The 10,374-nt window shown below is 57.8% G+C and carries 10 protein-coding genes; 8 read left to right on the top strand and 2 right to left on the bottom strand.

Going from position 1 to position 10,374, the window contains the following annotated elements:
- From ACRC1E_RS10340 to ACRC1E_RS10330, 3 genes are all read left to right on the top strand, one after another.
- The coding region (locus tag ACRC1E_RS10340; RefSeq protein WP_438515014.1) for a hypothetical protein at nucleotides 1-372 on the top strand (372 nt) is incomplete at its 5' end.
- A 76-nt stretch (nucleotides 373-448) separates the two neighbouring features.
- The gene (locus ACRC1E_RS10335) at nucleotides 449-1,303 is read left to right on the top strand and encodes an AAA family ATPase (protein ID WP_438515013.1); all 855 of its coding nucleotides are present in this window, start codon (nucleotides 449-451) and stop codon (nucleotides 1,301-1,303) included.
- A 1-nt stretch (nucleotide 1,304) separates the two neighbouring features.
- Nucleotides 1,305-2,201 (top strand): tyrosine recombinase XerC, encoded by an 897-nt coding sequence (locus ACRC1E_RS10330; protein ID WP_438515012.1) that lies wholly within the window; start codon nucleotides 1,305-1,307, stop codon nucleotides 2,199-2,201.
- A 50-nt stretch (nucleotides 2,202-2,251) separates the two neighbouring features.
- Here ACRC1E_RS10330 and ACRC1E_RS10325 read toward each other — a convergent pair whose 3' ends face one another.
- Nucleotides 2,252-2,437: a hypothetical protein gene (locus ACRC1E_RS10325; protein ID WP_438515011.1), complete on the bottom strand. Its 186-nt coding sequence runs from the start codon at nucleotides 2,435-2,437 to the stop codon at nucleotides 2,252-2,254.
- Between ACRC1E_RS10325 and ACRC1E_RS10320 the strand changes: the two genes are divergently transcribed.
- The 5 genes from ACRC1E_RS10320 (at nucleotide 2,436) to prmB (ending at nucleotide 8,065) form a co-directional block, all read left to right on the top strand.
- Nucleotides 2,436-3,740: a nucleobase:cation symporter-2 family protein gene (locus ACRC1E_RS10320; protein WP_438515010.1), complete on the top strand. Its 1,305-nt coding sequence runs from the start codon at nucleotides 2,436-2,438 to the stop codon at nucleotides 3,738-3,740. The genes ACRC1E_RS10325 and ACRC1E_RS10320 overlap by 2 nt on opposite strands.
- A 273-nt stretch (nucleotides 3,741-4,013) precedes the next feature.
- Nucleotides 4,014-4,583, top strand: a complete 570-nt coding sequence (locus tag ACRC1E_RS10315; protein WP_438515009.1) for an aminodeoxychorismate/anthranilate synthase component II — start codon at nucleotides 4,014-4,016, stop codon at nucleotides 4,581-4,583.
- A gap of 55 nt (nucleotides 4,584-4,638) precedes the next feature.
- Nucleotides 4,639-5,667 (top strand): anthranilate phosphoribosyltransferase, encoded by a 1,029-nt coding sequence (gene trpD, locus ACRC1E_RS10310; protein WP_438515008.1) that lies wholly within the window; start codon nucleotides 4,639-4,641, stop codon nucleotides 5,665-5,667.
- Nucleotides 5,668-5,715: 48 nt separating this feature from the next.
- Nucleotides 5,716-7,092 carry a phosphomannomutase/phosphoglucomutase gene (locus tag ACRC1E_RS10305; protein WP_438515007.1) on the top strand — a complete coding sequence of 459 codons (1,377 nt, stop codon included), beginning with the start codon at nucleotides 5,716-5,718 and terminating at the stop codon, nucleotides 7,090-7,092.
- Nucleotides 7,093-7,162: 70 nt separating this feature from the next.
- A complete protein-coding gene (gene prmB / locus ACRC1E_RS10300) occupies nucleotides 7,163-8,065 on the top strand; it encodes a 50S ribosomal protein L3 N(5)-glutamine methyltransferase (RefSeq protein WP_438515006.1) in 903 nt (300 codons plus the stop codon).
- 84 nt (nucleotides 8,066-8,149) lie between these two features.
- Here prmB and ACRC1E_RS10295 read toward each other — a convergent pair.
- The coding region (locus tag ACRC1E_RS10295; protein WP_438515005.1) for an acyl-CoA dehydrogenase at nucleotides 8,150-10,374 on the bottom strand (2,225 nt) is incomplete at its 5' end.

Below are 10,374 nucleotides of genomic sequence, written 5' to 3'. Positions count from 1 at the left end.
CTCGCCATGTTCATGATTACCGATGGCAATATGGATGAAAGGGAACTTGATGCGCTGGAAAACCTGCACGTCTATTCCCTGCTAGGGCTTTCGCGCAAACGCTTTGTGGCGACCCTGAGCCAGTTGTGCGACGAGATCTCGGATGAAGCCTGTGATGATGGCTTGATCAGCATGTTCGACAAGGACAGGCTGGACGATTATTTTTCCACCGTCACCGACCGGCAAAAACGGCTGCTGACCACCACTCTGGCTATCGACGTATGCAAGTCTGACGGCATCATCAATGATGCCGAGATGGCGCTCTTGCGCTACATGATGGGCGCCTGGCGCATTTCGCTAGACGATGTCGAGGCCGAACTGGTACGCCGCTAGACTCAAGCCGCGCCCAGCCTTAGAGCCGCCTCAGGGCGGCTCTTCCATTATTAAAACAACAAAAGGAAACCACGGGATGAAACCACGCTTTGCAGGCACCAGCGATTACATTGCCACCGACGACCTGATGATGGCGGTCAATGCCGCCATTACACTGGAGCGCCCCCTGCTGATCAAGGGCGAGCCCGGCACCGGTAAAACCATGCTGGCCGAACAGGTCGCCAAAAGTCTGGGGCGGGAGCTTATAGTCTGGCCCATCAAGTCGACGACCAAGGCACAGCATGGCCTGTATGAATATGATGCCGTTTCGCGACTGCGCGACTCGCAGCTGGGCGATGCCCGGGTCAGCGACATCCGCAACTACATTATCAAGGGCAAACTGTGGCAGGCATTTGATGCCGATGTGGCGCCGGTCTTGCTGATCGATGAAATCGACAAGGCGGATATCGAATTCCCCAATGACCTATTGCGCGAACTCGACCAGATGGAGTTTTTTGTCCACGAGACGCAAGAATTCGTTCGTGCACGCCACCGTCCCATCATCCTGATTACCTCCAACAACGAGAAAGAGCTGCCGGATGCATTTTTACGCCGCTGCTTCTTCCACTACATCCGTTTTCCCGAGCGCGACACGATGCAGGCCATCATCGATGTGCACTACCCGCATCTACAGCAGCAACTGGTGCAGGAAGCCATGGCCGTATTTTTCTCGGTACGCGAATTGCCCGGGCTCAAGAAAAAACCGTCGACTTCCGAACTGCTAGACTGGATCCGTCTACTGGCCGCCGAATCGGTCTCTGCCGCGACTTTGCATGCCCAGCATGCCGCACAAGCACTGCCGCCAATGGCAGGCGCCCTGCTCAAGAGCGAGCAGGATATGCAATTGTTTGAGCGTTTGATGCAGATGGCGCGTCTGCGACGTGGTGCCTGAGATGGACTGGCCAGCCGCAGAAGAGGCCTTTATCGCGCAATTGCAGCTGGAAGGCCTAAGCCCGCACACGCGGGTCGCCTACCAGCGTGACCTCGCCATTCTGCGGCAGGCCTACCCGGATTTGCACCCGGCCGGCTTGACGCGCGAACAACTGTCGCGTGAACTTTCACGCCTCGCCGCACGCGGTTTGAATGGCAAATCACTCGCCCGCACCTTGTCGGCCTGGCGGCGATTTTTCGGACTATTAAGTCAAACTGAAGCCATCAGCGACAGCATCTGTCTGGGACTGAAAGCGCCCAAGTCATCCAAACGCCTGCCCAAGGCTTTACCGGTCGACAAGACCATGCGGCTCATGGAGCAGCAGCCGTCTACAGGTGACGAGCGCCTGATTGCCCGTGACCACGCCATGTTCGAACTGCTTTACTCGGGTGGACTGCGGCTGGCCGAATTGTGCGCACTGGACATCAACGATTTAAACCTGAGCGAAGCGCAGGTCCGGGTATTGGGCAAAGGCAGTAAAAGCAGATTGTGCCAAGTGGGTACGCAGGCAGCCAGCGCCCTGCGTATCTGGCTGGATCTGCGCGCGGGCCTGACGATGGCAACAGCCCTGTTTGTTGGCCTGAACGGCCGGCGTCTGGGCGCGCGCCAGGTGCAAAACCGCCTTGCCGCGTGGGCGGTACAGGCGGGCATGGACAGACGGGTGCACCCGCACATGCTGCGTCATTCGTTTGCCAGCCATGTATTGCAGTCGTCAGGCGACTTGCGCGCGGTACAGGAAATGCTGGGGCATGCCAATCTGTCCAGTACGCAGATTTATACCACGCTGGATTTTCAGCATCTGGCAGAGGTATACGACAAGGCACATCCGCGGGCGCATCAAAAATACAGCGATAAATAATAACAACCGCGTGCCTTGCGCGGACATCCGACCGAAAACAGTAACCACATCTATTTGCGCCCGCCCCCCCTCAAGTCAGCCTCCGGTTTCAGGCGCATCAGCATCGCCTTGCCATGGGCAAGGACCATAAACGACAAATCAGCATTGACATGGTTATGTAATTTGATAATCATGCGCGACTTTAGCGCGTAACCGCTACCGGTTAAGCCACCCATCGTCGCAAGGATATCAAGCATGGAAAAGTTGTTATATCAGGTAGAAGACAGGCCGCCACTGGCCACTTCATTGCTGTTGGCCATGCAGCACCTGCTTGCGGCGCTAGGGGGAATTATTGCCGTTCCGCTGGTTGTTGGCGGTGTTCTGCAACTCCCCCCTCAAGACATGGTGGCATTGGTTAATGCCGCGCTTTTGGTATCCGGCGCGGTCACCATGATCCAATGCCGTGGCGTTGGCCCCATCGGCATCCGCCTGCCCTGCGTCATGGGCACAAGTTTTACCTTTGTCGCGGCAGCGATTGCCATCGGTTTTGAGCATGGCGTCGCCGGCATTATGGGTTCATCACTGGTGGCGTCGCTGGTCATGATCATCGGCAGCTATTTCATGCCGCAGATACGCAAGCTATTCCCCCCCGTCGTGACAGGCACCGTCGTGTCCATGATCGGTTTATCGCTGATTCCGGTTGCTGTTGACTGGTTTGCCGGTGGCCAACCCGGCGCGCCGGACTACGCCAATCCCGAGCATCTGGGCATTGCCCTGTTTGTTTTGGTACTGGTCATCGTACTGGTTCAGTTCGGGCGCGGCATTATCTCGGCTGCCGCCATTGTGATCGGCATGGGCGTGGGCTATCTGCTGTGTCTGGCACTCGGCCGTATCGACTTTGCACCGGTGGCACAGGCCAGCGTTTTTGCCATCCCCCAACCCCTGCATTTCGGCATGAGCTTCCCTATTTCGGGGATTATCGGCATGTCTATTGCCTATCTGGTGACCATCGTCGAGTCTACCGGCAACTTCCTCGCGCTAGGTCAGGCCACACAAACCAAAGTCAGCGGCAAGCAGATGTCGGCAGGGATTTTGTGTGACGGCATGGGCTCGGCGGTTGCCGCCATGATGTCGACGACCCCGTTTTCCTCGTTTGCCCAGAACATCGGCGTCGTATCGCTCACCGGCGTAGCCAGCCGCTATGTCGTGGCATTGGCCGGCCTCTTGCTGATGCTGGCCGGGCTATTCCCGGTATTTGGTGCCCTGATTGTGACCATTCCGCTCCCCGTACTCGGTGGCGCGGGTCTGATGATGTTTGCGATGATTATCGTGGCTGGCGTACAGATGCTGGGCCAGGTTGAATCCAGCCGTCGCAACGGCGTGATTATCGCGGTTGCGATAGGCTGCGGCATGGCGGTGACCGTACGGCCTGAGGTACTGGGCAAGCTCCCCGCCTATGTGCGCGAAATTTTCGGCTCCGGCATTACCGTAAGCGCCCTGATCGCGCTCAGCCTGAATGTGCTGCTGCCCGGGCGTACCGTCGAAGCGAAGGACTGCTGACATCGTCAAGTGACGGGATGCCAGCCAAGAACGATGCCCGTCATCAAAGAAACATCACCCCGCCCATGAGGCGGGGTTTTTCGTGGGCAAAGACAGTAAGACACCGCGCAGCGCTGATTTTTAAAAGCATAAAAATGAAAAGCCAGCCCCACGCCCCGAAGGACATCAGAATACTGACAGGGTATAGTAACGCTACTATTTATCGACATATCAAGACAGGGCTTGCCCTCATGCAGGCATGCCGTCACCTGCAGCAAGGCTTAAAGGTATTACATGATTTTAATGATCGACAACTACGACTCTTTTACCTACAACCTGGTGCAATATTTTGGCGAACTGGGGCAGGAGGTAAAGATCTTTCGCAATGACGAAATCACGCTGCCACAGATAGAAGCACTAAATCCGCAGTTTCTGGTGATTTCCCCCGGCCCTTGTTCCCCCAACGAGGCGGGCATTTCGGTCGAGGCCATCCATCACTTTGCCGGGAAGTTGCCGATTATGGGTGTCTGCCTGGGCCACCAGAGCATAGGCCAGGCTTTTGGCGGGCGTATTGTGCACGCCAAAGCACTGATGCACGGCAAAGTGTCGGATGTATACCACAACGATACCGGCATGTTCCGCGGCCTGCCTGACCCGGTGGTCTGCACCCGTTACCATTCACTAGTGATCGAGCGTGAATCGCTGCCCGATTGTCTGGAGGTAACGGCATGGACGGCCGACGGTGAAATCATGGGCGTGCGCCACAAGACCTTAGCGATAGAAGGTGTGCAATTTCACCCCGAGGCCATTCTGACCCAGCACGGCCACCGGATGCTGGACAACTTCCTCAAGGAATTCGCTTAAGCGCAGCAGGCCCACATCCGCGCGCGCAACAGCATAATAATAAGGAGTAACCGTCATGATTACCGCGCAAGCTGCACTTAACCGCCTGATAGACCAGAACGAATTGTTCTACGACGAAATGCTGGATCTGATGCGCCAGATCATGCGCGGTGAAATATCGCCGGCTCTGACGGCCGCCATCCTGATCGGACTCAGGGTCAAGGTCGAGAACGTATCGGAAATCGCGGCCGCCGCCACGGTGATGCGTGAATTTGCGACGCAGGTGCCGGTACAGAAGCGGCAATTTCTGGTGGACACCTGCGGCACCGGCGGCGACAAGTCGCATACGTTCAATATTTCCACTACGGCGGCTTTTGTCGCCGCCGCGGCCGGCGCACGCGTAGCCAAGCATGGCGGGCGCTCGGTGAGCTCCAGTTCGGGTAGCGCCGATGTACTGGAAGCACTGGGGGTCAGCCTGCAACTGGATGCTGCGGCCGTTGCGCAGTGCATAGACGAAATCGGTCTGGGCTTTATGTTTGCCCCCAACCACCACGCTGCCATGCGCCATGTCGCCCCGATCCGTAAAGAACTGGGCGTACGCACTATTTTCAATATTCTGGGGCCGCTGACCAATCCAGCCGGTGCCGATAATCAGCTGATGGGCGTATTCCACCCCGATCTGGTCGGCATTCAGGCACGGGTACTACAGCAATTGGGCAGCCGCCATGTGATGGTGGTGCATGGCCGTGACGGACTCGATGAAATCACCCTGACGGACACGACCCGGGTCGCCGAATTGAAAAATGGCCATATCGAAGAATACGAAATCGACCCGCGCGATTACGGCTTTGATTTGATCGATCCGGCCAGCATACGCGCCGAGACAGCCCAGCAATCCAGAATGTGCTTGCTGGCGGTGCTTGATGGCCAAGCCGGGCCTGCGCGCAATATTGTGCTGCTGAATGCCGGTGCAGCCATTTACTGTGCGGGCATTGCCGGATCGCTAGCCGAAGGCATCGCCTCGGCGCAAGCGGCGATAGATAGTGGCAAGGCGCGAGAGAAATTGAACGAACTGGTACAATTGAGCACAAAATTAGCCAACTAACCTCCGGATTGCCGCCAAAAGCGGCATCCTTGCCTGAAAGAGCCCGGCATGAGCAAGCTTTCCAAGGATATTTTCAAAGCCTACGATATTCGCGGTGTAGTAGGTAAAACCCTCACCCAAGAGACGGCGCAACTGATCGGTCAGGCACTGGGCTCGCTCGCACGCGAGCACAATGTCAAGGCCATGGTCATTGGCCGTGATGGGCGCCTGTCCGGCCCGGATCTGGCGGGGGCTATAGCCTCGGGCATCCGTGCTGCCGGTGTGGATGTGATCGATATCGGCATGGTGGCTACCCCCATGCTTTACTTCGCGGCTTACGAGCTTGGCACCTTGTCCGGCGTCATGGTGACCGGCAGCCATAATCCGCCCGAGTACAACGGTTTCAAAATGATGATGGCCGGCGACACTCTGTCCGGCGACGCCATTCAGGCCCTGTATCAGCGCATCGTAGCCAAAGACCTTGCGAGCGGTGAAGGCAGTTATCGCGAGCACGACATCGTCGCCGCTTATCTTGAACGCATCACCGGCGACATCAAGCTTGAGCGCGCGATGAATATCGTGATCGATTGCGGCAACGGCGTCGCCGGTGCCTTCGCGCCTACGCTGTACCGTCGTCTGGGTTGCAAAGTGCGCGAACTGTTCTGCGAAGTAGACGGCACCTTCCCCAACCATCACCCGGACCCGGCCAAACCGGAAAACCTCGCCGATGTCGTCACGGCACTGGAAAAAACCGATGCCGAAATCGGTCTCGCCTTCGATGGCGACGGTGACCGTCTGGGCGTCGTTACCAAGGATGGAACCATCATCTGGCCGGATCGCCAGCTGATGCTGTTTGCGGCCGATGTACTGGCGCGCAACCCCGGCGCCAAAGTCATTTACGACGTCAAGTCCACCCGCTTGCTCGCTCCGTGGATACGCGACCATGGCGGCATTCCGGTGATGGCGCGTACCGGCCACAGCTTTATCAAAGCCAAGATCAAGGAAACCGGCGCGCTGATGGCAGGCGAGATGAGCGGCCATGTCTTCTTCAAGGAGCGCTGGTATGGTTTCGATGACGGCTTGTATGCCGGTGCCCGCCTGCTGGAAATTCTGTCACGGGTAGAGAATGCCAGCGAGCTGCTGAATGCACTACCCAATGCCGTCTCTACGCCCGAGCTGAATATCAAGCTGGCGCACGAAGGTGAAAACCACGTACTGATTGCCAAGCTGCAGGAAACTGCCCGTTTTGAAGGGGCCGAAGAGATCATCACCATCGACGGGCTGCGCGTCGAGTACACCGACGGTTTTGGCCTCGCCCGTGCTTCCAACACGACACCGGTGATCGTGCTGCGCTTTGAAGCGGACACACTAGAAGCACTGGAGCGCATCAAGGCCGACTTCCGCCGCACCTTGCAAGCGGTAACCGATGCCGAGCTGCCATTCTGATTTTTACCCGCTTTAATGACAGGGCGTGCGCGAGCACGCCCTTCCCTATTGCGTTACCCGGAACACTCATATGTATACACAAGCTGCCAGCACACTACTGACCACCCGCGACCTGTTGCGCTTTGCCGTTTCCCGCTTCAATGAAGCCGAACTGACTTATGGACACGGCAGCAGCAATGCCCACGATGAAGCGGCCTATCTGATTCTCTCCACCCTCAAGCTGCCTATCGACACGCTGGACCCTTACCTCGATGCGCGGCTCTTGCCCAGCGAAGTGCAGGCGGTGGTGGACGTCATCGCGCGCCGTGCCATCGAGCGCGTACCGGCGGCTTACCTGACGCATGAAGCCTGGCAGGGCGAATTCAATTTTTATGTCGACGAGCGCGTACTGGTGCCACGCTCCTTTATTTACGAGCTGCTGGGCGAGCCGCTGGCGCCATGGATAGAACACCCCGAGCTGGTTCACAGGGCACTGGATCTGTGCACCGGCTCCGGCTGCCTCGCCATCCAGTTGGCCCTCCACTATCCGGCGGCCGAAGTCGATGCGGTCGATATCTCGCTGGACGCACTGGAGGTTGCCGCCATCAATGTGGAAACCTACGGTCTGGACGATCGCATCAAGCTGATCCACACCGATATGACCGAAGGCCTGGAAGAGACTTACGATCTGATCATCTCCAACCCGCCTTATGTCGATGCCGAATCGGTAGAAGAACTGCCGGAAGAATATCTGCATGAGCCCGAACTGGCGCTGGGCTCGGGACCGGATGGGCTGGATGCCACCCGCGTGATTCTCAGCGACGCCAGTGCCCTGCTCAACCCAAAGGGTGTGCTGCTGGTGGAAATCGGCCACAACCGCGATGTCCTGGAAGCGGCCTATCCGCAGCTGCCATTTGTGTGGCTGGAAACCAGCGGTGGCGACGGCTTTGTCTTCCTGCTAACCCGCGAAGACCTGATCGCAGGCGGCCTGTAATTTTTTAGCCATGAAAAACCCCGGATGTCCGCTTGCGACACCCGGGGTTTTATCGGGCTAAATACAGCCCCTAGACAAGAATAATCAGAAAATAACGCGCGTCAGCATCTGCTCATCGTGTTGGCGCATCGTCATATCGAAGTCATCAACCATGATCACCTCACGCTTGAGACGGCGGGCGCGGAGGATGGCATCAAACTCTTCCTGCGTTACAAATGCCTTGGCCAGCGCCTCATCCAGACGCTCGCGGGCGGTGATGGTGGTGAACTTGCCGTCGCGCGCCAGTTTCTTGAGCCGGGCTTCAAACGGTTCGGTCGCAATCACGGCCAGCATGGCAGGCTCGAGCACACCGACTGCATCCGCTTCATCCTGCGGCTTGAATACGCCATGGACCAGGCGGTCACGCGCAGCACCGGGCGTCATCAACAGGCGGGCAATCTGGGTGCCGGTACGGTCACTGGCCGGCTTGGCACGCATGCCCCACGGGAAAATCACCTTGCGCAGCACCCATGCCAGCGGTTTGCTAGGCAGATTGCACAGGAAGCCGTCCATCGCCTGCTGCACATCGACAATCGCACTTTGCACGGCATAGTGCATCAGCGGCAGGTCGTCCTTTTGCGCCCCCTGATCTTCAAAGTGCTTGAGCGAAGCCGATGCGATATAGAGGCCCGACAACATATCGCCCAGACGCGCCGACAGCTTTTCGCGGAATTTGAGTGTGCCGCCAAGGCTGAACATCGCCATATCGGACAACAGCGCAAATGCGCTCGAGTAACGCGTCAGTTGCCGGTAATAAGCCGCCGTCGCTCCGCTTTTCGGGCTGCCGGCAAAACGGGCACCAGACAGGCCCAGCCACAACGAGCGGAAGATATTGCTGATTACAAAATTAATGTGACCGGTGATGGCCAGATCAAACTCGACCACATCATTCGCCATTGCCGACTTCATTTCGCGCAACACAAACGGATGGCAACGGATCGCACCCTGACCATAAATGATCATCGAGCGGGTCAGAATATTGGCGCCCTCAACCGTGATACCGATAGGAATCGCCTGATAAGCGCGGCCCAGATAGTTGCGCGGCCCCAATACCACGGCCTTGCCGCCATGCACATCCATGGCATCGTTCAGGCACTTGCGCATACGTTCGGTATTGTGATATTTCAGCACAGCCGACAGCACCGAGGGCTTTTCGCCGATGTCCAGACCGACCAGCGCCAGATTCTGCGCCGCCTCCATCTGATAGGTGTGGCCGCCGATACGTGCCATCGCCTCATCCACCCCCTCGAACTTGCCGATAGGCAGACCAAACTGATCGCGCACACGGGCAAAGGCTCCGGTGGCGAAGCTGGTGAATTTACCGGTGGCAACCGACATGGCCGGCAGCGAGATACAGCGCCCAACCGACAGGCACTCGACCAGCATGCGCCAGCCTTTGCCTGCATTGGCTTGCCCACCGATGATCCAGTCCATCGGAATGAATACGTCGCGACCCGAGGTCGGGCCATTCATAAAGGCGGCACCACCCGGATAGTGGCGACGGCCGATTTCAACGCCCGCATGTTCGGTCGGCACCAGCGCGCAGGTAATGCCCAGCTCTTCCTTATCGCCAATCAGGTGATCCGGGTCATACATCTTGAATGCCAGACCCAAAATCGTCGCAACCGGCGCCAGCGTGATCCAGCGCTTTTCCCAGCTGACACGGATACCCAGCACATTCTCGAAATGCTCACCCGAACGCGGGTCGGTGTAGGCGCCGCGACAGACAATGCCGAAGTCTGGAATGGAACCCGCGTCCGAACCTGCCGAAGGGCTGGTCAGGGCGAAACACGGCACTTCCAGCCCCTTGGCCAGACGCGGCAGATAGTAATCTTTTTGCGCATCGGTACCGTAATGCTGCAATAGCTCGCCCGGCCCCAAAGAGTTGGGCACCATCACCGATACTGCTGCTGTACCGCCACGGGTTGCGATCTTGGTGACAACCTTGGCGTGTGCGTAGTTGGAAAACTCCAGACCGCCATATTTCTTTTTGACGATCATGCCGAGGAAACCCTGGTCCTTGATGAACTGCCATACCTCTGGTGGCAGGTCTTTCAGTTCATGGGTGATCTTCCAGTCGTCAACCATGCGGCACAACGCTTCTGTCGGGCCATCGATAAACGCCTGCTCTTCGGCCGACAGCTTAGGGTCAGGAAAGGCCAGCAGCCTTTTCCAGTCAGGCTTGCCGGAAAAGAGATCCTTGTCCCACCATACGGTGCCGGCATTGATGGCCTCTTGCTCGGTCTGGCTCATGGCCGGGGTGATCTTCT

The organism is Craterilacuibacter sp. (genome assembly GCF_051659485.1).
Classification (GTDB): Bacteria; Pseudomonadota; Gammaproteobacteria; order Burkholderiales; family Chromobacteriaceae; genus Craterilacuibacter.
This window is presented reverse-complemented; position numbering and strand designations above follow the sequence as displayed.

What these genes read in the sequence shown, in the direction of transcription:
- ACRC1E_RS10330 (WP_438515012.1), top strand. Translation starts at nt 1,305, where the DNA reads ATGGACTGGCCAGCCGCAGAAGAGGCCTTTATCGCGCAATTGCAGCTG.
- ACRC1E_RS10325 (WP_438515011.1), bottom strand. Translation starts at nt 2,437, where the DNA reads ATGCTTGATATCCTTGCGACGATGGGTGGCTTAACCGGTAGCGGTTAC.
- ACRC1E_RS10305 (WP_438515007.1), top strand. Translation starts at nt 5,716, where the DNA reads ATGAGCAAGCTTTCCAAGGATATTTTCAAAGCCTACGATATTCGCGGT.
- ACRC1E_RS10320 (WP_438515010.1), top strand. Translation starts at nt 2,436, where the DNA reads ATGGAAAAGTTGTTATATCAGGTAGAAGACAGGCCGCCACTGGCCACT.
- prmB (WP_438515006.1), top strand. Translation starts at nt 7,163, where the DNA reads ATGTATACACAAGCTGCCAGCACACTACTGACCACCCGCGACCTGTTG.
- trpD (WP_438515008.1), top strand. Translation starts at nt 4,639, where the DNA reads ATGATTACCGCGCAAGCTGCACTTAACCGCCTGATAGACCAGAACGAA.
- ACRC1E_RS10335 (WP_438515013.1), top strand. Translation starts at nt 449, where the DNA reads ATGAAACCACGCTTTGCAGGCACCAGCGATTACATTGCCACCGACGAC.
- ACRC1E_RS10315 (WP_438515009.1), top strand. Translation starts at nt 4,014, where the DNA reads ATGATTTTAATGATCGACAACTACGACTCTTTTACCTACAACCTGGTG.